The organism is Pseudoglutamicibacter cumminsii, assembly GCF_003143995.1.
Taxonomy (GTDB): Bacteria; Actinomycetota; Actinomycetes; order Actinomycetales; family Micrococcaceae; genus Pseudoglutamicibacter; species Pseudoglutamicibacter cumminsii_B.
Genome location: NZ_QFWG01000003.1, coordinates 124,835 through 150,616, shown reverse-complemented (window position 1 = coordinate 150,616; position 25,782 = coordinate 124,835). Strand labels below are relative to the sequence as shown.

Sequence of the window (25,782 nt, the reverse complement as noted above, 5' to 3'; positions counted from 1 at the left end):
ACCGCAGCACGTCGGTGCGGTAGGGCATTCCCGTATGGTGGAGAATATGGACACGACAGGCCCCGCCCCTTCGAGTGAAACCGCGCTTCAAGACGAGCTTCGGTCTCGCCTGCGCGCGGTGTTCGATGCGCAAATCCCGAACTACGGCTCCTTCAACATCGCCTACGCGATGGGGCAAGCCGGTTCCGGAGGCCAGTGCCTTATCGGTTTTCGGAATCAGCCGCTTGAACTCGTCGTGGCACCCATCGACGCGAACACGTACCAAGCGTCCGAACCCGCTGTGAGCATCAACCTCACCAACTTGAGTGCGGTAGGAATCTACTCCGAAGACTCCGTCGAGCTCGAAATGTCAACCGGGCGCACATTCCGCATCACGTGTTCTGCATACCCGACACTTCTGTTGGAAACACCGCAGGCTAACAACCAGGATTCGGCGGGCACGAACATGCTTGCCGTGACCCTAGATCAAAGCGGTGAAGCGGCAGAATTCTCGGATTTCATCAACGCTTTCGCTGATGCTGTAGAGGCAGGAAGTACACCGCTTTAAAGACCGTAAATGAGCGGCTGCAAAGCGTCCTTGTTCGCGGGACTGTGTGCCCTTCCTCACAAAACAGCTAAAAGATTCTCCTCGATTTGTTGTTTCTGAAAACAGCCTGTAATGTTGAACAGGTCGCCGCGAGGAAGACACAAAATTCTTCGAGGCAAAGACAAGCGCCTTTAGCTCAATTGGTAGAGCACTTGACTCTTAATCAATAGGTTCCGGGTTCGAGTCCCGGAGGGCGCACTAGACTGAAAGGCTGAAACTGTCTCAAACAGTTTCAGCCTTTCTCGTATCAGGCGAACTTCAGTATCAAGCACCTTCAAGGAGCACGCATGAGCAACCGTCTAGAACCGGGCCAAAAAGCACCTGACTTCACCTTGACCGCAGCTGACGGAAGCACCGTGAGCCTCAAGGACCTTACGAACGGCACCAAAGCCATCGTGTACTTCTACCCCAAGGCAATGACCCCGGGATGCACTAAGCAAGCGTGCGACTTCCGCGACTCGCTCGAGTCCCTGGCCGCCCACGGCTACAAGGTCGTTGGGATTTCTCCGGACCCGGTCGAGAAACTCGCGAAGTTCGTTGAGCGTGACGAGCTAACCTTCCCGCTACTTTCTGACGAAGACCACGCCGTCGCGGAAGCCTACGGCGCGTGGGGCGTCAAGAAGAACTACGGACGCGAGTACGAAGGCCTCATCCGGTCAACCATCGTGATTGACGAGAACGGAACCATCGAGCTCGCCCAGTACAACGTCCGCGCCACAGGACACGTCGCCAAACTTCACCGAGACCTGAATCTGGTCTAATATAGATTCCCGGTGCCCACAGGGCACCCCAAGCGGGCGTGGCGGAATTGGTAGACGCGCTGGATTTAGGTTCCAGTGTCTTTGACGTGAGGGTTCAAGTCCCTCCGCCCGCACTCATTCCCTTTATGCGTTCACTCGCTTACGCGCGACTCGACGTAAGCCGCCACCCCCGGATGGTGCAACGATGCAATCCAACACACACTCCCACCGGGATCGTGGCCGTATCTCACGCGAAACCCTCGACAACGCCGGCCCGAGTCGCCGCACGGTTCTGGGTTGGGGTCTCATGACTCTCATGGCAGCAGGATGCGCCCGTGTGCCATCCGCGCCAGACAAACAGAGCCGAACCGAACTAAGCCTCCTCGCGTCGGCTCTCCCAACAGTCTGGGATCCAGCTTTCATTCACGACGTCTCTGGGCAACAAATACTTCAACAAGTCTGCCCGCCGTTGCTCAGCATCGATTCCAGCACGGGTAACCTCACGGGCATCCTCGCCAGCTCTGCAAGTCTCAACAAAGCTGGCACCCGTCTTCGCGTCACTCTCGCCAAAGGGCTCACGTTCTCCGACGGAACAAAGTTGGACGCCGACGCGCTCAAAGCCAACTTCGAGCGCTGGCAAAACATCGCGACCACACCATCTAAACCTTCTGCGATCGATACACTCCTAGCCGACTCCGCCTCGCACCCGCTCATCGAGCGCTACGAAACACCCGCACACAACGTCCTCGACGTGCACTTCACGCGCCCGTGCTTCGCATTCCCCGAAGCCCTCACCCACCCGGGCCTCGGCGTCCTCTCCCCGGCATCGTTCCGCACCAAAGCAACCGACCCCGTCACCGAAACAATCGGCGCGGGCGCCTACCGCATCGAAAACAAAGCCACAACAACCGCGGCACAGCGCGAAACAAGCAACACCACCAAACTCAAGCTACGGCTAGAGTTCATCGACGAACGCGTCGCCACCTCGAGCGAGAGCCCAAGCTCGACTACGCCAGCCCCAAGCGCGGACGCCAACGATACGATGGCGAGTTCAACCCTGCGCGCCGCGCCCGAAAAGGATCAAGCTCCCCGGACCGTGAGCTTCATCCACACCAGTGCAAAGATCTCCCCAGCCAAATGGCTTACCAGCGACCACAGCAGCGCAACCCACACAGACATCGTCGACGCCATTTCGATCAAAGAACAAAAAGAAGTCGCACAGGCGGGGCTGCGCACGCTCCACCGTGACCCACACTCCGTGGTGTTCCTCGGTTTCAATCACGACGACGAACATCTCCGCCATCGAGCGATGCGACAAGCGATCGTCCACAACATCGACGAACGCGAGCTACTCAAAGACCACTACCCAGAATCGACGCTATCCGCTAACGGATTCACTCCCGCATCACTCGGGGTGCAGCCCGAACGTCCCGTCCTTCGCGAAGAAAAACCAACCGAAGAACTGCTCGAAGCCGCCGGCTACACCGGTCAAAGCATCCCGCTCGCCTACCCAACCGGCGTACGCCTTCCCTACATGCCGCGCCCCGAAGCGACCGCTCAAAACATCCGCGAACAGCTCGCGAAAGCCAACATCACAACCCACCTCAAACCGATGCGCTGGGACACCGAGTTCCTCCCAGCACTTCTCAAAGGCGAACACACCGGACTCTGGATCTTCGGGCTTCACGGGCTCTACCGCTCGCCGCATGACATGCTCGCTCGGCTCTTCAGCGGTGCCCACCCTCTCTGCAACGCACGCCTCACCGACATCCCACAACGGCTCGACGCCGCGCTCGGCATCGAATCCCCCACCGAACGCCGCGAAACCTACAAGCGCATCCAAAAAGACCTCCTCACCGACCTGCCGCTCTATCCCCTCATATTGCCGGCATCAACCATCGCGCTCTCCCGCGACGTCACCAGCTACCCGCTCTCCCCATACCTTGAAGAACCACTCGAGTACGTAACCCTCAAATAAGCACTCGTGTAACCTCAACCACGCGACATGTGGCCAGCCACAGGAACTAACGTGGCACTCCTAACATTGCCCTCTTAAAACGGCGCCATAGGTTTCGCCTAAACAGCCGCCAGCGGTACTGTGAGACGTAGACTTATTAAGGTTTAACCGCAAACATCTCAGATGGAGCTGCATCCGTGTCTTCGACCAACCAGAAGATCTCCCTCGACGTCGCCCTGATCGGCGGCGGCATCATGAGCGCAACGCTCGGAACCTTCCTCAATCATGTGGAACCGGGGTGGAGCATCGGCGTGTTCGAAAGCCTTGACCGCGCCGGCGCCGAGTCCTCCGACCCGTGGAACAACGCCGGCACGGGCCACTCCGCACTGTGCGAGCTCAACTACTCCCCAGCCGGTGCCGATGGTTCGGTTGACCCAACCAAGGCCCTCGGCATCGCGGAACAGTTCCAGCAGTCCCGCCAGTTCTACGCGTGGCTCGTTGAACAGGGCATCGTCAAGGACCCATCGACCTTCATCAATGCGCTGCCGCATGCTTCCTTCGTGATCGGCCAAGACCACAAGCGCTACCTGCAGACCCGCTACGAAACCCTCAAGCAGAACGTCCTCTTCCAGGACTTCCAGCACACCACCGACATCGACCAGATCGCTGAGTGGGCCCCACTCGTAGCTGAAGGACGCACCAACAACGACGTCGCGATGACCCGTTCAGAAGCCGGAACCGACGTCAACTTCGGTTCGCTGACCCGCCAGCTGCTCGACGCGATGGCCGCCAAGAACTCGACCGACGTCTACTACAACCACAAGGTCACCAACATCAAGCGCTCCGGCAACGGCTGGACCGTGACCGTCAAGGACAAGGCTTCCAAGCAGACCCTCGAAGTCAACGCCAAGTTCGTGTTCGTTGGCGCCGGCGGTGGCGCACTGCCGCTGCTTCAGAAGTCCGGCATCGACGAGATCAAGGGCTACGGCGGTTTCCCTGTCTCTGGTGAATTCCTTCGTTGCACCAACGAAGAGGTCATCGCCCGCCACGAAGCCAAGGTATACGGTCAGGCATCCGTGGGTGCGCCTCCGATGTCCGTTCCGCACCTCGACACCCGTTACGTGGACGGCAAGAAGTCTCTCATGTTCGGCCCTTACGGCGGCTTCTCGCCTAAGTTCCTCAAGTCGGGCTCGTTCTTCGATCTGCCGTTCTCTGTTCGCGTGCACAACCTTGGCACGATGCTCGGCGTCGCGAAGTCCAACTTCGATCTCGTGACCTACCTCGTATCCGAGCTCGCGAAGACCCGCAACCAGCAGATGGAAGCGATGCGCGCGTACTACCCAGCAGCTCAGAAGGGCGACTGGGAAATGATCACCGCAGGCCAGCGCGTTCAGACCATGAAGAAGGGCCCGAACGGCAAGGCAGTCCTCGCATTCGGTACCGAGGTTGTCTCCTCGGCCGACGGCAGCATCGCCGGCCTGCTCGGCGCGTCCCCTGGCGCATCGACCGCGGCTCCGATCATGGTCAACCTCCTCAAGACCTGCTTCGCTGACAAGTGGGCTGGCTGGGAAGACCAGATCAAGGAGCTCATCCCAACGCTGGGCCAGAAGCTCAACAACAACGCTTCCCTCTACACCGAGGTCAAGGACCGCACCGACAAGGTTCTGCGCCTGAACTAATGAAGCACTTGGACTAATACAGTTCAGCGCAGAGAAATAGCTCATAAGATGAGGAAGGAACCGTGACATAAAGTCACGGCTCCTTCCTCTCTTTTTCGCCCTCACTTCAAGGACTTCCATGCATCACTTGGCGAAAGTCTCGCTACGCAACCGGGCACTCATCATCTTGATCACGCTGTTCGTGAGCGTTTTCGGCGTCGTCTCGATGAATCAGCTCAAGCAAGAGCTCATGCCCTCTGTTGAGTTCCCCATGATCTCGGTTGCCGCGCAGCAGCCAGGTGCATCCCCGCAAGTCATGGACGAACAGGTCGCACAGCCTTTGGAGCGTTCGTTGCAGGCTGTCGAAGGGCTCGAATCCACTAAGTCGACCTCCCGGACCGGCATAACCACAATCCAGTTGTCCCTCGATTATGGGACCAACATGGACAGGGCGCGCAACCAGGTTGAGCGCGCGATATCCAACGCCCGAGACCTTCTGCCCGATGGCGTATCCCCCACCTCTTTCGCCGGATCCTTCAGCGACTTCCCCGTGGTTTACTACGCGGTGTCAGGGGAAGGCTCGCTCTCCGCTGTCGCTGACCGCGTGACGTCCAACGTCATTCCTGAGATTGAACGCCTGGATGGCGTCCGCCAAGCCCAGCTCACGGGCGCGAGCTCTCAGTACGTCAAAGTCACCCCGGACGAAAAGAAGATGAAGGATGCCGGGCTGACCGAACAGGACCTGCAGAAAGCGATCAGCGAGGTTGGTCGCTCCGTACCACTCGGCTCGGTTGAAGAAGGCTCGCTGTCTCTTCCAGCCGAGACTAATGGCGCTCCCAAGGATCTCGACGAGTGGCGTAAACTTCCGATCGCCGCGGCGGCAAACGCGCAAGCCCCCGGTGCTGGTGATGCGGCAACCGGTGATGCGGCGGCAAACGCACAGGCATCACCGCAATCGCCAGAACTGGCACCTGGGCAGACGCAGGGGCAGGCACAGACGCAGAAGCCGAAGATCTCGCTGCTGGGTGACGTCGCTAAGGTTGAGCTTGCTGATGAGGAAAGCTTCTCGATCACGCGAACCAACGGTGAGCTCTCGCTTGCGCTCTCGATCACGAAAACCCCGGATGCGGATACGGTGAAGGTCGCCGAAGCCATCGAGGAAGCGTTGCCGCAACTACTCAAGGACGCGGATGCCGAGGGTGTTCTGATCTTCGACCAATCCGAGGCGATTACGTCAGCGGTTTCTGACCTCACCAAGGAAGGGCTGCTGGGTCTTGTCTTCGCTGTCCTGGTGATCCTGATCTTCTTGCTGTCTTTCAGAGCAACACTCGTCACCGCGATCTCGATTCCGCTGTCGCTGCTGGCCACGTTCATCGGTCTGTTCGGCTTCGGCTATTCCCTGAACATGCTGACGCTCGGCGCGCTCACGATTTCGATTGGTCGCGTGGTTGATGACGCAATCGTTGTGATCGAAAACATTCGCCGCCACCTCGCCAACGACACCGCCGGTGCCACTACTGGCGCCGCCGGCGATGGAGTTGAGCGCGACGGAACGGTCGTATCCCGCCGCAACAGCATCGTCCACGCGGTGAAGGAAGTCGCCGGAGCAATTACCGCATCGACGTTGACGACCGTCGCTGTGTTCGCGCCGATCGCGTTCGTCTCGGGACTTGCGGGTGAGTTGTTCCGTCCGTTCGCGCTCACGGTGACCATCGCGTTGCTAGCCTCGCTCGTGGTATCGCTGACGATCGTTCCGGTTCTCGCATACTGGTTCATCTCGGGTGAGAAGGGCGCCAAGAAGAGCACTAAGAAGAAGCGTGCTCGACGCAGCGCTGAGACGACAGAACAATTGCCGGCGCTTCAGCGCGCGTACCGCCCGGTTCTGCGATCCACGCAGAAGCACCCGGTGATCACGCTCGTGGCGTCCGTGGCATTGCTCGCCGGATCTATCGCACTAACTCCGTTCATCAAGACGAACATGTTCGGCGATATGGGCGAGACTTCCTTCGATGCCGAGCTCGCTTTGCCGACTGGTTCCTCATTGGCCAAAACTGAAAAGCAAGCACGCATGGTCTCGGATGAGATCGAAAAGGTCGACGGAGTCCGCGACGTACAGTACACCGTTGGCTCCGGCACGGATCAGTTGTCCGTGATGATGGGTGGGCAGGGATCCGATACCGCTCAGTTCATTGTGGTGGTCGATGGCTCGTCCAAGGTCAATGAGGCGCGCGATGCGGTTGAAAAGCAGGTGGGCGCGCTCAAGGGCCTGGATCAGAAGGCCGAGTTTGAGGTGTCCGCGCCCGGAACTGGCGGTGGTTTCAACCAGGACATCACAATCGAGGTCCAAGGCACGAGCCCTGAGGTGCTCGCTAAAGCCACGAAGAAGGTCACTGACACGATGCGGGATATCCCTGAGGTGACCGCTATCAAGAACGACCTGACGACGACCCAACCGACAGTGCTCGTTGACGTCGACCGCAAGAAGGCCGCCGAGAAGGGGCTGAGCGCACAGCAGGTGGGGGCGTTACTCAACGGCACCATCGAACCGCTTGAGGCTGGCCGCACAACGTTCGGGTTCCAGACCTACTCGATCAAGATCGGCGAAGGTAAAACGATCTCCTCGATCGAAGACCTTGAGAAGCTGACCATCCCTGCAGCTACGGGCGACGTCAAGGTTTCGGACGTCGCTAAAGTGAGTCAGCAGGATAAGGAAACCGTTGTGGTTTCGCGGAATACCGACCGCATCGCGCAGGTCACGATCTCCCCTACGGCCGCGGGTTTGGGTTCCGTGGCGGACGAGGTAGGTAAGCGGCTGGATCAGCTTGAACTGCCCGATGGCGCGCATGCCACAATCGGTGGCGCGGCGACTCAGCAGGCGGATGCTTTCATGCAGCTCGGTATCGCTGTGTTGCTCGCGATAGCGATCGTCTACATCATCATGGTCGCGACGTTCCGGTCGCTGATCCAGCCATTCATTCTGCTGATCTCTATTCCGTTCGCGTTCATCGGGTCACTGCTGGCCCTGCTGATCACGCAGATCCCGCTGGGCCTGCCCTCGCTGATCGGTATGTTAATGCTGGTCGGCATCGTTGTGACGAACGCGATTGTTCTGATCGACCTCATCAACCAGTACCGCGACGCAGCGGATCACCGTGACGCGGGCGAACGGGATGCGATGCCGCTGGATCAGGCGATCGAGCTGGGTGCGTTGCGCAGGCTCCGTCCAATCTTGATGACGGCACTCGCCACGATCGGCGCGATGGTTCCAACCGCGTTCGGGTTGACCGGCGGCACGGGTGGCTTCATTTCGCAGCCCCTCGCGGTCGTTGTGATCGGCGGTTTGATTTCCTCGACCCTGCTGACGCTCATCCTGGTTCCGGTCCTCTACCGGCTCGTAGAGGGCCGCCGCGAACGCAAGCGTCTCAAGCGTGCCGATCAACAGACGGAAGAAGATGCCGTTCCCGCATAAGGAATCACCCTAAACGCAGTGGCGCCCTGGCTGTTCGTCAGCCAGGGCGCCACAGGTTTATTGAGTTACTGAGTTAATCAGTCACGGAAGCTGCGCGTCGTCGTGCGGCGGGTCTCTTCACGCATCGCCAGAGCATCCTGTACGTGGAGGTCACGGCCAGGGCGGTCCTTGACCATCGTGACAGCGATGAAGGAGATGACCGAAACGATGATCATGTAGACACCGATCATGTTCGGTTCGCCCGTACGGTTGAGGATCATCTGCGAGATCATCGGTGCGAAAGCACCACCCAGGACGGTACCGAGTGCGTAACCGATCGAAACGCCGGAGTAGCGAACCGAGGACGGGAACATCTCTGCGTACAGGGCCGCCTGAGGGCCGTAGGACAAGCCGAGGCCGACGGTCATGATCAGAACCGCAACAACGTACATCCACAGATCATCAACGGTCTTGACCTGCTTGATCATCATCCACATCGGGATAGCCCACACAGCGAGCAGAGCATAGCCGAGCTGGAAGGTGCGGACACGGCCGATCTTGTCACCGAGCCAGCCGCCGAGGAAGGTGAACGTCAACCAGCCGAACGAGCCGATCACGGTTGCGCCGAGGACCGGGCCGAGTGGCAGTGGATCAACTTCGCGCTTAGCGAGGAAGCCGATGAAGAACGCGATGAGCAGGTAACCGATTGCGTTGTTAGCAATGAAGATGAACGCGGAGAGGAAGACCTCGCGCTTGTTGTGCTTCATGAGCTTGCCCAGCGGAGCGGAGGACTCAGCGCGGCGCTCCTGAAGCTCTTCGAAGACTGGCGACTCGGAGACCGCCATGCGGATCAGGTAACCGACGATCACGAGAACGATCGAGATCAGGAAGGTGATGCGCCAGCCCCATGCGAGGAAGGCCTCCATGCCAAGGATCTGCTGGAGCATGAAGATCACACCGGTTGCAAGGATCATGCCGATCGGCACACCGATCTGAGGGTATGCGCCGAAGAGCGAGCGGCGGCCCTTTGGTGCGTGCTCAACAGCCATGAGGGCTGCGCCACCCCACTCACCACCGGCGGAGAAACCCTGGAGGACGCGGAGAAGCATCAGCAAGAGTGGCGCTGCGACACCGATGGTTTCGTAGGTTGGCACCAGGCCGATCGCTGCGGTCGCGAAGCCCATCATCATGAGCGTCAACACGAGCATCTTCTTACGGCCGAGCTTGTCACCGAGGTGACCGGCTACGATCGCGCCGAGTGGGCGGAAGAGGAAGGAAATACCGATCGTCGCGAGCGAGATGACCTGCGCGAGGCCCGGCGCATCCTTGGCGAGCGGGTTGAAGTAGAGGTTCGCGAAGACGAGCGATGCCGCCTGCGCGTAGATGAAGAAGTCGTACCACTCAATCGAGGTGCCGACGAGGGTACCGGCAAGGACGCGACGCTCTTCCTTGCGCTTTGTTTTGGCATCGAGATGTGCCGTAGGTGCGGTTGATGTGGTCATGATGTCCTTCTTTGGCCACAGCAGGCCCCGTGATGAGGCAGGGCCTGACTTTGTTGTTGCCAACCGAACGGTCATTCGGTTGTGACGGTCACCACATCATACACGGATTTAATGCGGCGTGTGTCACATCGCCACGGTGATGTTCGAAACTTTTGCGTCATAAAGCTTTTGGCGATGTAGCTATTCCGGTTTAAAAACTGGGGCGCTCCCCCCTTTTGAGGAAGAAACGCCCCAGTTTGATGTTCTAACTCTGCACTCAGTTGCGAGCGCGACTGCAGTCTCTAGGCAGCTTCTAGGCAACCTCTAGGCTGGCAGTTTGATGACCTGACCGGCGAAGGTGAAGCCGCCGCCGAAACCGAAGAGCAGAGTGCGGCCGCCGCGTGGAAGTTCGCCCGCGTGCCATGCCTTGGAGAGGCCAAGCGGAACGGATGCCGCGGAGGTGTTTCCGGACTCCACGACGTCCTTGATCACGATCTGATCGGTTGCGCCGAGCCCCTTTGCTAGCGGTTCGATGATGCGCAGGTTGGCCTGGTGGAAGGCAAGCACGTCGATGTCCTCGATCGTGAGTCCTGCTGTTTCGAGGACGCGTTGAGCTTCTTTGACGGCACCCGTGAGTGCCCAACGCATGACGTTGCGACCGTTCTGGCTGAAGTATTCCGGCTCGCCCCCGATCACAACGGCGTCGCCGAGCTCCGGAATTGACCCCCATGCAACTGGGCTGATTTCGGGTTCTTCGGTGCGTTCGAGCACGAAAGCTCCCGCGCCGTCGGCGGTTAGGACGCATGTGGTGCGGTCGGTGTAGTCGGTGAAGTTCGTGAGCGCTTCGGAACCGATCACGAGCGCACGTTCGGATACGCCGGAAGAGACAAACTGGTCGGCTACTGCGACGGCGTATTCGAAGCCCGAGCACGCCGTGTTGATGTCGAGGACACCTGGGCGTTCCATCCCGAGGGCTTCCGCGACGCGGGATGCGACGTTCGGGGTGCGGTTCTGGGAGGTCGTGGACGCGACGACGATGAGGTCTACTGAGTCAACGTCGGCGTCTTTGAGTGCCATGCGGGCGGCTTCGACGGCCATGGTTACGACGGTGTCGTTCTCCCCGACCATGCGGCGCTCTTTGATGCCGGTGCGGGCCTGGATCCATTCGTCGTTGGTTTCGACGAGTTTTTCGAGGTCGTGATTGGTGAGGACTTTTTCAGGCTGAAAGTGGCCGAGACCGATCACGCGGGATCCCAGATAGGTGCGGTTCATCATACGTGTCACTGTATCAATTCTTTATGGCTGCTTTTGCTTATTAAGCGCGGAATACAGGCTCGCGCACGCGAGGACAACGACGGAGGCGCTGAGGGTTGCAGCTAGTGCAAGGTGGTGTCCCCCGGCGTCCGTGAGGCGTCCTGCGATGGAGTTGCCCGCTGAGGTTCCGAGTGTGATCGCGGCGGAGAGCAGGGTCATCACGAAGCCCATGCGGTGGGATGGCGTGATGCCTGATGCGAGGCTGAAGTTCGTTACAAGGATGGGCCCGATCGGAATACCGAGGAGCAGGATCGCGAGGCTCATCGATAGCGGGGTTTCAGGCAACCAGAGCACGACCACGATTGGTACGAGAGTCACGGCTGCGGTCAATAGACGCGCGGTGTGGGTGAAAGTTATAGGCCAGCGTGCCACAGAAAGTGCCGCGAGGCCTGAGGTGATGCCCATGACGGCGTAGATCAGGCCACCGGTGCCAGGGTTTCCTGTGTAGTCGGCGAAGTAGGTGAGGATTGTGGCTAGGGACCCGAAGATGGTTCCGACTCCGAGCATCCCGATGACGGTGATCGCGATGAGTGTCGCGTTCCTGCTTGAGGTCGGTTTCTTTGTCACGGTTTTGGTTTCCGTGACATTGCTTCGTGGCCCGCTGATGCGTGAGTAGGCTTCGGTGTGGTGGAGTGCGAACGCTGGGATGATCACGATGCATAGCGTCATCGCAACGTATACGGGTATGGCTGGCCCGAAGGTTGCCGCGAGGATACCGACGGATGCTGGTCCGAGGACGAATGCGAGTTCGTCCATGGTTGATTCGTAGCTTTGTGCGGCTTCGAGGGTGCGGAGTTGGTTGGGGTCGGTCCCGTATCTGTTGATCCAGCGGACGCGGGTCATGGGCTGCGGGTGGGATGGTTGCGCCGGCGAGGAACGCCACGATCATGAGTGCTGGTGTGAGGGTTACGGGCCCGTCATTGCCTGAACCGAAGTGGAGGACTCCGATGAGGGCGAGGACGTGCATGAGGCATAGCCCGAGGAGTGTTGGTCTCTGCCCGAGTTTGTCGGAGAGTGCACCGGAGATGGGGGTTCCGATTGCGGCTCCTACCCCGCCGATCGCGGTGACGAGGCCGGGGGTTGTGAAGTCTTCAGCTGAGGCGACGATGTAGGTCAGGGAGGCCATGCCGAGCATCGACATGGGTAGACGCGCTAGCAGAGAGATCGGAAAATATAGTGCGCCGGCATCGTGTGCGAGGCGGCGGAAACTCGTGGCCCCTGGTGTTGGGGCTGTGCCTTGTGCTGGTGTCATATGGTTCTCATGCTAACGCTTGGGGCCGGGCTGGTTGCCTCCTTTCAGGTTGCAGGCTGGTCGGCTGTGATGACTTTCACGCTCGAACCGTTTCGGGTTTTCTTCACATAGATCTGGTCAGGGATTTGGCTACGTAGCTCTTCGACGTGGGAGACGATGCCGATCATGCGGCCGTCTTGTCGGAGCCGGTCGATTCCGGACATCGCTTTGTCGAGGGTTTCTTTGTCGAGCGTTCCGAATCCTTCGTCGACGAACAGGGTCTCGATCGTGATGCCGCCGGTTTCTTCCTGGACGATGTCGGCGAGCCCTAAAGCCAGCGCGAGCGATACGAGGAAGGTCTCTCCCCCAGAGAGTGTCGCGGTTGGACGAACGGTGCTGTTCCAGGAGTCTTCAACTATGAGGTCGAGCCCTGCTTTTCTGTTTCGGCTTTTCGCGTCATCGTGCAGGATTCTGTACCGGCCATCGGACAATACGTTGAGCCTGTGGGTTGCTGCTTCCGCGACGGCTTCGAGCCTCGCCGCGAGGACGTAGGCTCGGATGCTCATGGATTTCAGGTTCTCGCCACCAGTTCCATTGAGTGCGGCGGCAATGCTCTTGGCTCGTTGGGCTTCCGCCCCGAGTGCACCCCGACGAGAGTCGGCTTCACACAGTTCCTGGAACATTTCCTGGATGGTTTCGTGGGCGTGTTCGGCGTCGTTATGGGCTTTGAGCGCGGCGTCTTTATGTTCTTCTAGGGATGCAAGTCGCGTGCGTTGTTCGGCGAGTTGTTCGTCACTCGGGGTGGCTTTGCCTTCGCTGATACGTTGGCTTGCGCGTTGAACCGCGCCGAGCATGGCAAGAGCCTTGCACCGTGCTTCGAGTTCTTCGCGTTGCTTGACGTCGTGCTTGAGTAGCGTCGCTTGTTCCTCGTCGAGGAGGTGGCTGGTTACCTCGGCGCGCGTGATGCCGTGTTTGCTGAGGTAGGTCTCCGCTTCAGTACGAGCCTCGTTGAGCGCGGCTTGTGATTCCACGGTTCGGGTGTGCAGATCGATACAGCGCCGCATGTATTCGCTGAACGATTCGAGGGCCGCGCGGAGTGTCTCGATGCTGTCCCAGTCGCCGAGCAGGGATTGTTGTTCTGCGCGGCGTTGTTCGTCTTCTTTCTGGGTTGCGTCGAGCTTCTCGCGGCTAGCTTTAGATTCTGTATCCGCGTATTCGAGCCGGTTTCGGCTATCGTCCACGGCCTTTTCTGCGGCGTTGACCGCATTTTCGGCACGGATGATCGTGTCTTCTTGTTGACGTACGCGTTGAAGTTTTTGCGTGAGTTCGTCAATGGATGTTTGGGCCTGCTCGAGGCTCAGCCCGCCTGCGGTGGCGCGGGCTTCGCTGAGCTGCTCGTAGCTTTGCCGTGCCTGGTTGTGTGCCTCGTCGTTGGCTCGTTCGGCGCGTTGGCGCTCATGTTGAGCTTGTTCGATATCCCGTTCACTGACCGCGGTTGTTTCTGTTGCCAGTTGCTGAGTGGCTTGAGTGTGGGTGGCTGGGGCTGGGTGTTCTGTGGCACCGCAGACGCTGCACGGCTGGCCGGGTGTGAGATCTTGGGCAAGGCTCGCTACGAGGTGAGATTCACGCCGTTTGTAGAGGTCTCTTTCGCGTGTCCGGGCTTCATCGAGCGTCTTTTGTGTGATTCCGCTGCGTTGATGCGCGGCAGTGTACGCGGCCTCCGCTTCTTCGACTTTTCGGGCTGCTTCGGCTTGTTCAGAGAGTTTTTTGAGGCGCTCTTGGAGCAGCTCGGATCCCTCTTGAGGTATTTCGCACGAGTTCTTCGTCTCGAGTGCGTCTTCGCGCCGCACTTGAGCCTCCGTCAGGCCGTTGCGCGCTAGCTCTACTTGGGCTTGGCGCTGTTCGTAGTCGGCGTGTGCGCGGCGTACAGCTAGCGCCGATGCTTTGCAGGCTTCCTGACTCGCGATGAGTTTTCTGTGCCGGTCAACGGCTTGCTCGATAGCCGCCTCCCACGACGCGAAGGCTTCTACTGGTTGAGAGATGATCTCAGTGTTCGCTTCAATTTCAATGCCGGTAGCTTCGGCTTCACTAGCTTCAGCCTCGTCAGCTTCGCCCGCTCTCAAAGCGAGTAGCGCGTAAGGATAAGCATTTCTCGGTTGCTCAACCGGTAGGGCGCCTGGTAACTCTGAGCGGGCATTCTGAAATGCCGTCCTGAGCTTGTCGACCGCTTGCGAGGCTTTCTCTTCTGCGTTCAGGAAGCGTTGCGCTTCGCTGGCCAACTCGTGTTGTTTCAGGGCTTGGTGTTTCTGCTCCGCGCTGGCTTGGGTGTCTTCAAGTTCTGTGCGGATGAGCTTGTATTTCTCGTATTCCTTGGCATCGCTCACAACCGTTTCAAGCTGAGTGAGCTGTTGTCGCGCTTCCTCATAGCGGCCGAGGGCAACCTGATGCGCTTCCTTTCGCTGCTCAACGCGTTGCAACGCGGTTCTAGTCAGGCCGCGCCCCCACGCAACGTCGTGCTCTGTGGCATCGTGTTCGGGATTCTGGCCTTCTGCTACTTCGGACTCCGCAGACTCGAGTTCGTAACGCACCGCGAGCCCTTCAAGCTTGTTGAGGGAACGCGCAAAGGCTTGTTCGGTTTCACGGGTCTGGGCTTCGAGCTGCTTCGAGTGTTCGTTCGCTACTCGTTGCAGGTTCTCATACAGGGACACGTCGAAGAGTGTCGAAAGCAGTTGGTCACGCTCGTTGGTGTTGCTCTTGAGGAACTGAGCGAATTCGCCTTGTGGGAGCATCGCCACACGCGTGAATTGATCGAGGCTCAACCCTAAGAGACCCTGGTCACCGGCGAGGAAGGTGTTAACGTCAGCAGGCTTAGCGCCGCGGCTCACCCACTCCCCGTCTATCAGCTGTTCTACGTAGGCTTTCGCATGTTCTAGGGTTGTTCCCTCGCCACGCAATTTTGGCCGGTCCCATGACGGCGACCGTTTGACACGGTACCGCTGAGCGCCGATCGAGAACTCAAGCTCAACAGATGCACCAACAGAGTCAGGTGCGTAGCTACTCCTGACTGGTGGATTGGCACCGAGCTCACCTCTAACGCCGGGTAGTTTGCCATAGAGCGCGAAACATACAGCATCAAGAATTGTCGTCTTGCCGGCGCCAGTGTCCCCTTGTAGCAAGAACAGGCCGGTGCCTGCGAGTTCGTCAAAGTTGATGGTTTTGGTATCGGCGAAGGGTCCGAATGCCGTGATCGTGAGGCTGTGGAGTTTCATGCCCGACCCTTCTGCATGTGTGCTTCTACGCGTGCTTGATCAATCAGGTTTTCCAGGAGCTTCGATTCGTCATCATTCGGTGTCCGCTGACGCACGAATTCGAGGAAACCTTCCGCCACTTCTTGAGGATTCTCGGCGTTTTTGATGCGCTCCCTATACGTTTGCGGGTTCTGCGAGTTGCCGCTGTTTTCGTGCTGAAGCACGAGGGCTTTAGGGAATCTCTCTCGTAAACGTTCCATAGGGCGTTCGGGGCGTTGCTCATCGGTCAACGTGACTTGGCAATAAGCCTTCTCAGCCCACGCGTGTTCATCGCCGCTCAGCAGCTCCTCGAGCGTGCCTTTGAGGATGGCAAGCGGAACCGCAGGTGGCCACGAAACCCATGTGGTGGCCACGTCTTCGCCCGGGTTGATGTCGACGATCCAGGCGCCCTTTTCTTGCTTCGCCTCAGAGAACGAGTATGGAACCGGCGAACCACTGTATTTCACATACGGCAATGGGCTTTGCGGCCCGTGCAGGTGCCCCAATGCCGTGTAGTCAGCCCACCCGAACAGGTCAGCTGATACCCGGTCCAGCTGCCCTACAGACAGTACGGCTTCAGACTCGCTAGGCGTGCCTCCTGCCGCGAAAAGGTGCGCCATGGCCACCGTTCGGACGGGAACATCCCCCGCCTCTTGCGCACGCTGTTCAGCAACGTTGCGGATCCGTTCCACAGCGGCCGCAACCACATCCTGGTGTGTCAGCTTTTCAACACCCAGTTCGGCAGCAACGACGCGCGGCTCCAAATACGGAAGCCCGTACACGTCGACGTGTTGCACGGCCCTTCCATCGTCCTCTCGATCCCACTCCGTGAAGCGAACCGGTTCAACGCTCTCTGCAACACTCGTCCGAAAATGCACACCCGCTGCAGACATGAATCGGCTACCGAAAGACATCCTGCGCGGGGAGTCATGGTTCCCGCTCGTGACCACAACGCTGATGCCCAGACGCACCAGCTCTTCAAGCGTCTCCTCGAACATCGTCACCGCGCGTTCGGGAGGCACCGTGCGGTCGTACACATCCCCCGCGATCAGCACCGCATCCACCGCGTGTTCACGCGCGGCATCGACCACATCGCGCATTGCTTTCGCCTGAGTATCTTCAAGCGATTCGCCATGAAAACTGCGCCCTAAATGCCAGTCCGATGTGTGCAGAAACTTCATAGCTTCACCCTACCCAGACCCCTGACACTTTGAATCTCCGCTTGGCTGGGTGCATATGAGAGCCCCGGATGCATCGCATCTATTACTGCTCGCCGCTAGGCTACAGATATGAGCAACATCAACGGTGAGTCCTCGTCCACGCCCATCCCCCGCGCCAACGACAAAACGGCCTACAGCGAGCTGATCTACGCTGTCCTGAGCGCGGCCGCAGAAGTTGAACGCACCAACTCAACCGATATCGAACAGCTCGGCCCTGAGTCGATGCTGATGCTCTCGATCGGCGACGGGCTCACTGAAGCACTCGAATGGGCCCACGAAGGAGTCGCATCCGACGAACCGGCATGCATGTGGCTCGGTTCCCTACGCTGGATCCGGGCGGTAGATCACGAACTCCCCGCCGGCGCGCCTACCCCACCATCGCGACCTTTCGCAGACCATATGCTCGCACGCGGGGTCGATAAAGGCGGCGATCCGCAGAACATCGCCGGCCTTCGCTCGCCTGAAATGAGCCTTCCGCACCGGCCTTTCAACCGTCCTGCGGCGAGCGTTCCAGAACTCGCAGCAACAGACGGCCCCGGCGTGCTGGCTCGCGCAATCGCAATCGGCGTGGTTCCTTACCTGCCGGTAGAACAGACCCGCTCTTTCGCGACCGCCTCCGCCGCGCTCTCCCACGGTTCGCCCCAGGCCCACGCCGCGTGCGCCGATGCCGCCGAACTCATCGTGTGGGCCACGCACCAGATGCCTAACGATGCCGATGACAACGCGTTCATTCAGATGCTGGAAAAGATCGCTGACGTTGGCGATGACGCTCCGCAGGCAACGGATAACGACGCGGGGCCGGCCCGCATGAGCTTGTCACTTGCCGCTGGAGTCGCTTTGAATACGCTCGGTACCGATGCGGCGCAGGCTAACGCTACGGATGTCGGAACCGCGCTGGCCGATGAAGGTTACCTCCAGGCGGGCATGTTTGCTGCCGCGCTCATCGCCGCGGTTACGGGCAAGTCTGGGACGCGACACCACTTCCCGATCGTCGAGGAGTACTCCCAAAAGCTCGCCGAGCTGATGTTCTGAGACGCCGGTTCAAACCCCATGTGGCCAGTGGCCACCTACGGCCTGGAGGAATTCGGCTTCGGACATCACTGAAATTTCTTGGCCCATGTCGCGGCGCGCCAGCGCGTGGCGTGCCTTGCGCGTCATGCGCCCGGATGTGAGATCTTCAGCGACGAAGCCGTCGCCAACCACCAGCACGCTCGTCTGAGTCGTCACGCGGTCCGCGGTATGTGCACCAACCGCGGCCGCGCGCTCTTTCGCGTCGCTTCGCGGAATGCCCAGCTCACCCGTGAACACAACACGCTGCCCGTAGAGCGGATTGGCGGGGTCGGCGTCCATGTTCGGCTCTGGGTTCGGGCCTTCGATCGGCCATGGCTCACTAAACTGTTGCGGCACTGTGTGCCCAGCCGCCCGCCATCCGCGGGCATCACGCAACGCTTTACATTCGGGGTCGCCGGGCTTGAAGCTCGCCATCGTGGATACTTGCAAACCTGCCCGGGCCACTGCCTCCTGAATACTTCCGGCACCCAGGCGGTGCGCCGCATCCACCCCGATGGCCGCACATGCACGCGCATCGGCCAGAGCATCGTGATGCTCTGTGAGATCAAAGCCTGCGGCATGAGCCGCAAACGGCAGCGAATAGGACATGAGGTCATAAACCTTGCGAGCCAGCTGAACTGTGCACGCATACGCCAGCCTGGAAGCCCCGACCTCTGAAGCCTGCAGACCCGCCCGGATCACACCGATATCGAAAGCGGCATTATGCGCAAGAACAACATCGGAACCAATGAACTCGGCAATGTCCGGATAAGCTGCAGCAAAACGCGGGGCCGCGGCAACGTCTTCAGGCCGGATCCCGTGGATCGAAACGTTGCGGGGATCGAAATGGTCGAAACCTTGAGGCGGCTGAAGCAAGGAGGAATACGTGTCAACAACCGCGCCATCGCGGACCTTCACGAGCCCCACCGCGCACGCGGACCCTCGAAATCCGTTCGCGGTCTCAAAATCGATTGCAACAAAATCCACAGCCACGTGTCCTAAGTCTAGCCAGTCGTAACGCGGCTTCCTCGGTGTCCCCACGTAGAATTCTGTTCATGCTTAGCAACCTCCTCAACGGTTTAGCCGCCTCAGACGCGGTGTCCCACATGATCAACGTCGGCGCCGCTTTCCTGCCTGACTGGCTGAACCCAGACGTTTTCCTGCGCGATTCGCCCCTGGGCCCGTGGGTCATCGCACTCGTGGTCGGCATCGTTTTCGCCGAGACAGGCTTGTTGCTGGGCTTCTTCTTGCCAGGCGACTCGATGCTATTCACGGCCGGCATGCTCATGGCAACTGGCGCGATCTCTACCCCGTTGTGGATTGCGGTTCCTGCCATCATCATCGCGGCGATCGTCGGTAATCAGCTGGGCTACTACATCGGCGAAAAAACTGGGCCTACGCTCTACAGCCGCGAAGATTCAAAGGTTTTCAAACGCGAGCACGTCGTCAAGGCCCACGACTTCTTCGAACGCCACGGCGGTAAGGCACTGATCCTGGCGCGTTTCGTCCCGATTGTTCGCACGTTTGTTCCGGTCATCATCGGTGTCGCCGGGATGAATAAGGCGAAGTACTTCCTCTACAACGTGATCGGTGCGGTCTTGTGGGGCGGCGGCGTAACCCTGTTGGGTGCGTGGCTCGGCCGTTTCCAGTGGGTTGGCAACAACATCGACATCATCTTCATCGCGATCGTTCTGCTCTCGATCATGCCGATCGTCATTGAGGCCGTGCGTCACCGCATCAACGCGAAGAAGAAGAAGCCAGCGCCTGAAGAGGCTAACTAGCTAGCGCCCTGCTGAGGCTCTAGCGGCACTAACATCAGCAGGAACATCACGATGGGCCGGTTACGTTGGTACGTAACCGGCCCATCTACGTGTCAGGCACAAACCGTCAGATAGAAAAGCGTTCCGACGCGGCGGCTTAGTTATTGCCGCATGCCGCGATGATCGATGGCAGCAGGGCCTCGATCGCTTTCTTGCGGTGGCTGATGCTGTTCTTCTGCTCAGGCGTGTGTTCGGCGAGCGACTTGCTGGAACCGAGTGGCTGCATGATCGGGTCGTAACCGAAGCCGCCGTCACCTTGTGGTTCGGTCAGCAAGGTTCCTTCGAGCTCGCCGCGTTCGACAACTTCAAACCCGTCAGGGGTTGCTACCGCCGCGGCGCACACAAACGATGCGTGACGCTGCACCGGATCAGTGATGTCCGCCATCTGCGCGAGAAGCAAGCGGTTGTTCGCTTCGTCGTCGCCGTGGACTCCTGCCCAGCGGGCCGAGAGGAAACCTGGCGAACCACCCATGACGTCGACAGCCAAGCCGGAGTCATCGGCGATCGCGATCAGCCCGGTCTCACGCGCCACCGTGCGTGCCTTGAGCAGTGCGTTGTCTTCGAACGTCACGCCGGTTTCCACGATGTCAGGTGCGCCTGCCGCGCCCGCATCGATGACCTGCGTGTCCACGTCAAGCCCTTCGACCTTGCCACGTAAGAGCTCGCGCAGCTCAGCTAGTTTGCCCTGGTTATGGGAAGCCAGCACGATACGCGGAGTTGCCTCGCCCGCTGAAGTTTCTGTGTTTGTAGGGTTTTCGTTCATCGCTGCCATCCCAAGGTTTCGCATTGCATTGCGGCGAGTTCTGACGCGCCGGTCACTGCCAAGTCAAGCAGCGCATCGAGCTCCGCACGGTTGAACGGGGCGCCTTCAGCGGTGCCCTGCACCTCAACGAAGTCACCCGAACCGCGGACCACGACGTTCATGTCGGTCTCAGCCCGCACATCCTCGACGTACGGCAGATCCAAAACAGGCGTTCCATCGATGATGCCCACGGAAACCGCGGCGACCGTGTCAGTCAGGACCTCGGCCTGCTCCGCGACCAAGCCTTCCTTGCGGGCCCATTCGACCGCGTCCGCGAGCGCGACGAAAGCCCCCGTGATCGCTGCGGTGCGGGTTCCGCCGTCGGCCTGCAGGACGTCGCAGTCCAGCACGATGGTGTTTTCGCCAAGCTGGTTCGTGTCAATCACGGAACGCAGAGAGCGGCCGATGAGGCGCGAGATCTCGTGGGTGCGGCCACCGATCTTCCCTTTGACGGATTCGCGCTGGTTACGGGTGTTGGTTGCGCGTGGGAGCATCGCGTATTCGGCGGTGACCCAGCCGCGGCCTTCGCCCTTGAGCCAGCGTGGCACGCCTTCCGTGAAGGAGGCGGTGCACAGGACCCGGGTGTTGCCGAATTCGATGAGTGCAGAACCTTCAGCGTTCTTGGACCACGCTCGCGTGATGGTTACGGGGCGTAGCTGGTCTGGGCGGCGTCCGTCGGCGCGTGTTTGTGTTGTTCCCATGCGGTCATCGTATCCGTTCTTGTGTGCTGTCACGCGGTTGTGTGATCAGCCTGATATTGGTTCTCGTTGAGTGGGGGCGGGTTATGGCGATGGGTCGTGTGGCCCTGGCTGGACGGGGTTCTCTGCGGTTCCGCGGTGGCCTGGGATGGGTCGGAGGCGTACGCCAGCTTCTTGAAGTGCGCGCGCTAAGGATTCAGGGATGCGCGCCATCGATGCGGTGCGTGGGTCGCCGATGCGTTCACCTGAGCGCACGCCGTATGTCACTCCGGCTACAGCGACGGCTAGGTTGCCATCGTATTCGGCGCGGGCTTCTTCCAAGAGGGTTGCGTGGTCCGTCCAGACGGGGATGTGCGTCAACAGGAGGCGCTCGACTCCAGCTGCCTTCGCGACTTCGCCGGCTCGTTTACCGGTGAGGTGTACGCCCTTGATGTGATCGTCGCGTCCCTCCTGGAATGCGGCTTCGCACAAGAAGAGGTCGGCGTCACGTGCCGATTCGATGAGTTCTGGGCATTCGTCGGTGTCGCCCGAATACGTGAGGATCGAGTGGACCGGCCGGCCGTCGAGGATCTCGTTGCCTTCGATGCGGAAGGCGTAGGCTTCGTCGACGGGGTGGACCACTGGGTATGGGGTCACGGTGAGCGGCCCGATCGTGACGGGTTCGTTGGCTTTCCAGGAGCGGAAGTCGAAGTCTTCTCGCATCCCCGGGTCGCGGGGCAGGCCGTAGGCGTCCGCCATGCGGTCAGCGGTGTCGGCTGGCCCGTAAACACGTACGCGATCACGACCCCACCCTTCAGGGTCCCAGTGCACGGCGACGTGCAGGCCGCACAAGTCCATGCAGTGATCCGGGTGCAAGTGCGAAATCAGTACCGCATCGATATCTTTGAGGTCCATGTAGCGCTGCAGGACGCCGAGGGACCCAGAACCAAAGTCCAGCAGCACGCGCCATGGACGGGTCCCGTCGTGGGCTGTCAAGAGGTAGCACGATGCGGGTGAGCCTGGGCCGGGGAACGATCCCGTGCAGCCGATGATCGTCAGTTTCATGTCATGAGCTCCTTCATGCCATCGGCTCTGGTCGGGAGTTCTTGTTCGTCCGAATCTGCATGTGGGTCACGCCAGTGACTTCCGGCCCGAGGAACCGCTGAGCCATCGCAGAGAAATGGTCGGTGTCCCCAGTAGCCATGAACGTGTATTGCCCAGTGGCATCCGGCGGCGCGATGAGCCCCTCTTCCGTCAGCGAGCGGAAAACATCCTTCGCGGTCTCATCTGCCGAAGACACGAGGCTCACGTTCTCCCCCATCACATACGAGACGACACCCGTCAGCAACGGATAGTGGGTGCATCCTAAAACGAGCGTGTCCACGTTCTGTTCTTTAAGAGGCTGTAAGTATTCTTGCGCAAGGTTCAAAAGCTCCGGGCCCGAGGTCTCGCCACGTTCCACGAACTCAACGAAACGCGGGCACGCGGCAGTGCTGACCTCAATGTGCGGGGCAGCCGCAAAAGCATCCTCATAGGCACCCGAACGTATCGTCGCTTGCGTGCCGATCACGCCGATACGGCCGGTATGAGTAGCACGCACAGCGGCTCGAACCGCCGGCTTGATCACCTCAACCACGGGAATACCGTGGCCCACCGTGTAGCGTTCCCGCGCATCGTGCAGGACCGCCGCCGACGCCGTATTGCATGCGATCACCAGCTGCTTGACCCCGGCCTCAACCAGCTGGTCCATGATGTCCAGCGCGTTCGCGCGAACCTCCGCAAGTTGCAGCGGCCCATACGGTCCGCGCGCGGTATCCCCCACGTAGAGGATCGATTCCTGAGGGAGCTGGTCGATGATTGCACGAGCCACGGTCAAACCACCCACCCCGGAATCGAACACGCCGATGGGCGCCAACGTCGGATCGCTTGCTAGCGATTCCGCACGTAGCGCGGCTTGGATTCCTGACTGCCCAGCGTCATCAGCTACATCGGCAGAGGTAGGTACGGGTTCCATAGTCTCCTGTGAGGCACCAACAAGACGAGTACTGTTGCCTCTCTAGGCTAAGCCTTTCCGCGCAACAACGCATGCATGAGTGAGTCCTGCAACCACGACGTGAAGCCGTACAGAACCGCTATCCCCTGATCCGGGTCCTCAGTTACCCCGTGTTCCATGGCTTCTTGGACGAGGTCGGCGTCTTCTTGGTTTTCGATCCCAAGGCGGGAAGCCAGCACGAGCCGCATCACGTTGAGGGTCGAAGCCGCCTGCCCGGCCTTCTCAGGCGGGATCAGGAACGGGTCTTTCATCACAGCGCGGGCGAGCCATTGGAGGCCTTCACGCTTGCTACTGACGAGCCCTGGCTCGGTTCGTGCACGCATCGCGTCATCAGCGCCGTCGAGCGCGCCCACTGCATCGGTGCTGTGAATTGAGCGCGGCAGAATTGCCAAAAGCGCCGGGTCCTCCGGGTCGGCTAACGTATGTGCCTCGCCCAGTAGCGAGGAGTCAGGGTCTGCGATGTCGTTGCTGAGCCCTAGCTCCTCCCACCACGCGCCGGCAACGCCGGCGTTGGTGCCGCCAGCCGAGTCCTTAGCGTTCGATGCTGGCTTGAGTCCCGCATCGATATGTTCCGCTTCGCGAGCCGCTAGCATCTGATCGATATCGCGGGCCAGCATCGCGAGCAGTTGCGCTTCCGCATACTCAAGCTCAGCGGCATAGCCCTTACGGGTTGGCCTGAAGGGGCGCGCCATTAAACGCCACCCTCGCGCATCGTGGCCTGCAAACCGTAGCCGTGCATCGCTTCAACGTCGGTTTCGATCTTTTCGCGCGGACCGCGAGCCACCACAGCCTGCCCCGAGTGATGCACTTCAAGCATGAGTTTCTGCGCAACCTCGTCTGAATAACCGAAGTATGTTCGAAACACATAGGAAACATAGGACATCAGGTTGACCGGATCGTCCCACACAACAAGCTCGAAAGGGCGCGCGGCACTTGGTGCTAGCGCGCTCTCTTTCTCTACTTGATGCCTCGTTGAGGTTGCGACAGCCATAATCGCCATTGTAGTAGTACGCCGCGTAGTCGCTATGAGCTCAAACACAAGAGGTGCCGCATCTGCCGGGCTCTCCGTAATAAGCTGGGGGTTATGTCAACGAGCACGTCACTGATGACCGACCGCTACGAGCTGACCATGATCGAGGCCGCGTTGGCTTCCGGTACAGCCAACCGTAAGAGTGTTTTTGAAGTTTTCGCACGCCGCCTGCCCGAAGGCCGCCGCTACGGTCTGGTAGCCGGAACGGGACGATTCCTCGAAGGCCTCAAGGACTTCCGATTCACGACCGAAGACCTCGACTACCTCGCCAACAACAATGTGGTTGGCGAAAAGATGCTCAACTGGCTCGCAGATTTCCGTTTCTCAGGGACGATCACCGGCTACGCCGAAGGCGAGATCTACTTCCCGAACTCCCCGATCATCCAGGTGGAATCCACGTTCGCTGAGGCCGTCATCCTGGAGACCTATCTGCTTTCCGTGCTCAACTACGACACCGCAGTAGCCTCCGCGGCATCCCGCATGATCGCTGTAGCTGGCGACCGCCCATGCATCGAGATGGGCTCGCGCCGCACCAACGAAGAGTCCGCCGTCGCCGCAGCCCGCGCCGCCGCCATCGCCGGTTTCGCAAGCACCTCAAACCTCGAAGCCGGTCGCCGCTACGGCCTCACCACTGCCGGAACCGCGGCGCACTCTTTTACGTTGCTCCACGATTCGGAACGTGAAGCGTTCGAGGCCCAGATCAAGTCGATGGGCGTGGATACGACCCTGCTGGTCGACACCTACGACGTCGAGAAGGCTGTCCGTACTGCGGTTGAGATCGCCGGCCCACAGCTCGGTGGTGTCCGTCTGGACTCGGGTGACCTCGTTTCCCAGGCCGCGTGGGTGCGCGAACTTCTCGATGACCTCGGCAACCCCAACACCAAGATCATCGTGACCTCCGACCTCGACGAGTACGCGATCGCAGCGCTGCGCTCCGCGCCCGTTGACGGTTACGGTGTGGGCACTCAGCTCGTGACCGGCTCCGGCGCACCGACTGCGTCGATGGTGTACAAGCTGGTTGCACGCCAAGGCAACGACGGCGAATGGGTTCCCGTAGCGAAGTCAGCATCCGGCAAGAAGTCCGTGGGCGGCAAGAAGTACGCGTACCGTCAGATCAACGAACGCGGACGTGCGACCGCCGAACTCGTGGGCGTCAACCGGATCCCTGCCGAGGTCACCGACAATGACCGCCCGCTTCAGATCCCGCTCGTGGTCGACGGCGAGATTCAGCCTGGCCTGACCGGCGCAACTGGTGTCGAGGCAGCCATCGAACGCCGCAAAGCGTCCATCGAGGAAATGCCGGGCCGAGCGCGTCAGCTCATGCGCGGCGAACCAGTGATCCCAACACTTATCGAAGAATAAATCTTCGCTACATACAGCACGCGGGGTTCCCACTGTGAACAGTGGGAACCCCGCGTGCTTTGCAGA

General features: G+C 60.0%; 19 protein-coding genes, 2 tRNA genes and 2 pseudogenes. 10 read left to right on the top strand and 13 right to left on the bottom strand.

Annotated features, from left to right (window positions below):
* Positions 1 to 46: 46 nt before the first annotated feature.
* From CAY35_RS03970 to CAY35_RS03940, 7 genes are all read left to right on the top strand, one after another.
* A complete protein-coding gene (locus CAY35_RS03970) occupies positions 47 to 547 on the top strand; it encodes a hypothetical protein (RefSeq protein WP_109303409.1) in 501 nt (166 codons plus the stop codon).
* 164 nt (positions 548 to 711) lie between these two features.
* Positions 712 to 784 (top strand) — tRNA-Lys (locus CAY35_RS03965).
* An 89-nt stretch (positions 785 to 873) separates the two neighbouring features.
* The gene (bcp, locus tag CAY35_RS03960) at positions 874 to 1,347 is read left to right on the top strand and encodes a thioredoxin-dependent thiol peroxidase (RefSeq protein WP_109303408.1); all 474 of its coding nucleotides are present in this window, start codon (positions 874 to 876) and stop codon (positions 1,345 to 1,347) included.
* A 32-nt stretch (positions 1,348 to 1,379) separates the two neighbouring features.
* Positions 1,380 to 1,460 (top strand) — tRNA-Leu (locus CAY35_RS03955).
* A 71-nt stretch (positions 1,461 to 1,531) separates the two neighbouring features.
* Positions 1,532 to 3,304, top strand: coding sequence for an ABC transporter substrate-binding protein (locus tag CAY35_RS03950; protein ID WP_109303407.1), 1,773 nt, complete (start codon positions 1,532 to 1,534; stop codon positions 3,302 to 3,304).
* Positions 3,305 to 3,480: 176 nt separating this feature from the next.
* Positions 3,481 to 4,962, top strand: a complete 1,482-nt coding sequence (locus CAY35_RS03945; RefSeq protein ID WP_101629488.1) for a malate:quinone oxidoreductase — start codon at positions 3,481 to 3,483, stop codon at positions 4,960 to 4,962.
* 118 nt (positions 4,963 to 5,080) lie between these two features.
* Positions 5,081 to 8,410 (top strand): efflux RND transporter permease subunit, encoded by a 3,330-nt coding sequence (locus CAY35_RS03940; protein WP_109303406.1) that lies wholly within the window; start codon positions 5,081 to 5,083, stop codon positions 8,408 to 8,410.
* A gap of 77 nt (positions 8,411 to 8,487) precedes the next feature.
* Here CAY35_RS03940 and CAY35_RS03935 read toward each other — a convergent pair whose 3' ends face one another.
* The 6 genes and pseudogenes from CAY35_RS03935 to CAY35_RS03915 form a co-directional block, all read right to left on the bottom strand.
* Positions 8,488 to 9,891 carry an MFS transporter gene (locus tag CAY35_RS03935; RefSeq protein ID WP_109303405.1) on the bottom strand — a complete coding sequence of 468 codons (1,404 nt, stop codon included), beginning with the start codon at positions 9,889 to 9,891 and terminating at the stop codon, positions 8,488 to 8,490.
* Between the two features lie 303 nt (positions 9,892 to 10,194).
* Complete coding sequence (locus tag CAY35_RS03930; RefSeq protein WP_309136522.1) at positions 10,195 to 11,145, bottom strand: beta-ketoacyl-ACP synthase III; 951 nt, start codon at positions 11,143 to 11,145, stop codon at positions 10,195 to 10,197.
* Between the two features lie 21 nt (positions 11,146 to 11,166).
* Positions 11,167 to 12,027 (bottom strand): MFS transporter, encoded by an 861-nt coding sequence (locus CAY35_RS03925; RefSeq protein WP_109303404.1) that lies wholly within the window; start codon positions 12,025 to 12,027, stop codon positions 11,167 to 11,169.
* A 16-nt stretch (positions 12,028 to 12,043) separates the two neighbouring features.
* Positions 12,044 to 12,436 (bottom strand): annotated as a pseudogene (locus CAY35_RS10010) (MFS transporter); the annotation flags it as partial.
* A 44-nt stretch (positions 12,437 to 12,480) separates the two neighbouring features.
* Positions 12,481 to 15,684 (bottom strand): AAA family ATPase, encoded by a 3,204-nt coding sequence (locus CAY35_RS03920; protein WP_109303403.1) that lies wholly within the window; start codon positions 15,682 to 15,684, stop codon positions 12,481 to 12,483.
* Entirely contained in the window at positions 15,681 to 16,883 is a 1,203-nt protein-coding gene (locus CAY35_RS03915) for an exonuclease SbcCD subunit D (RefSeq protein ID WP_109303402.1), read from the bottom strand. The genes CAY35_RS03920 and CAY35_RS03915 overlap by 4 nt, the downstream gene beginning before the upstream one ends.
* 108 nt (positions 16,884 to 16,991) lie before the next feature.
* Here CAY35_RS03915 and CAY35_RS03910 point away from each other — a divergent pair, with 108 nt between their 5' ends.
* Positions 16,992 to 17,954: a hypothetical protein gene (locus tag CAY35_RS03910; RefSeq protein WP_109303401.1), complete on the top strand. Its 963-nt coding sequence runs from the start codon at positions 16,992 to 16,994 to the stop codon at positions 17,952 to 17,954.
* Positions 17,955 to 17,963: 9 nt separating this feature from the next.
* On the opposite strand, the gene CAY35_RS03905 is transcribed toward CAY35_RS03910, so the two are convergent.
* Positions 17,964 to 18,965, bottom strand: a complete 1,002-nt coding sequence (locus CAY35_RS03905; protein WP_109303400.1) for an exonuclease domain-containing protein — start codon at positions 18,963 to 18,965, stop codon at positions 17,964 to 17,966.
* Between the two features lie 113 nt (positions 18,966 to 19,078).
* Here CAY35_RS03905 and CAY35_RS03900 point away from each other — a divergent pair, with 113 nt between their 5' ends.
* Positions 19,079 to 19,753: a VTT domain-containing protein gene (locus CAY35_RS03900; protein ID WP_258265616.1), complete on the top strand. Its 675-nt coding sequence runs from the start codon at positions 19,079 to 19,081 to the stop codon at positions 19,751 to 19,753.
* Positions 19,754 to 19,889: 136 nt separating this feature from the next.
* Here CAY35_RS03900 and rdgB read toward each other — a convergent pair whose 3' ends face one another.
* The 6 genes and pseudogenes from rdgB to clpS form a co-directional block, all read right to left on the bottom strand.
* Positions 19,890 to 20,555, bottom strand: coding sequence for an RdgB/HAM1 family non-canonical purine NTP pyrophosphatase (rdgB, locus tag CAY35_RS03895; protein ID WP_109303433.1), 666 nt, complete (start codon positions 20,553 to 20,555; stop codon positions 19,890 to 19,892).
* Positions 20,552 to 21,295: a ribonuclease PH gene (rph, locus tag CAY35_RS03890; RefSeq protein WP_109303432.1), complete on the bottom strand. Its 744-nt coding sequence runs from the start codon at positions 21,293 to 21,295 to the stop codon at positions 20,552 to 20,554. The genes rdgB and rph overlap by 4 nt, the downstream gene beginning before the upstream one ends.
* A gap of 249 nt (positions 21,296 to 21,544) precedes the next feature.
* A pseudogene (locus CAY35_RS03885) lies at positions 21,545 to 22,336 on the bottom strand (MBL fold metallo-hydrolase); the annotation flags it as partial.
* Between the two features lie 13 nt (positions 22,337 to 22,349).
* Positions 22,350 to 23,285 carry a glutamate racemase gene (murI, locus tag CAY35_RS03880; protein WP_109303397.1) on the bottom strand — a complete coding sequence of 312 codons (936 nt, stop codon included), beginning with the start codon at positions 23,283 to 23,285 and terminating at the stop codon, positions 22,350 to 22,352.
* Between the two features lie 47 nt (positions 23,286 to 23,332).
* Positions 23,333 to 24,016 (bottom strand): DUF2017 family protein, encoded by a 684-nt coding sequence (locus CAY35_RS03875; RefSeq protein WP_109303396.1) that lies wholly within the window; start codon positions 24,014 to 24,016, stop codon positions 23,333 to 23,335.
* Positions 24,016 to 24,324, bottom strand: coding sequence for an ATP-dependent Clp protease adapter ClpS (gene clpS / locus CAY35_RS03870; RefSeq protein WP_109303395.1), 309 nt, complete (start codon positions 24,322 to 24,324; stop codon positions 24,016 to 24,018). The genes CAY35_RS03875 and clpS overlap by 1 nt, the downstream gene beginning before the upstream one ends.
* A gap of 84 nt (positions 24,325 to 24,408) precedes the next feature.
* Between clpS and CAY35_RS03865 the strand changes: the two genes are divergently transcribed.
* Positions 24,409 to 25,716 (top strand): nicotinate phosphoribosyltransferase, encoded by a 1,308-nt coding sequence (locus tag CAY35_RS03865; RefSeq protein ID WP_109303394.1) that lies wholly within the window; start codon positions 24,409 to 24,411, stop codon positions 25,714 to 25,716.
* Positions 25,717 to 25,782: the final 66 nt, after the last annotated feature.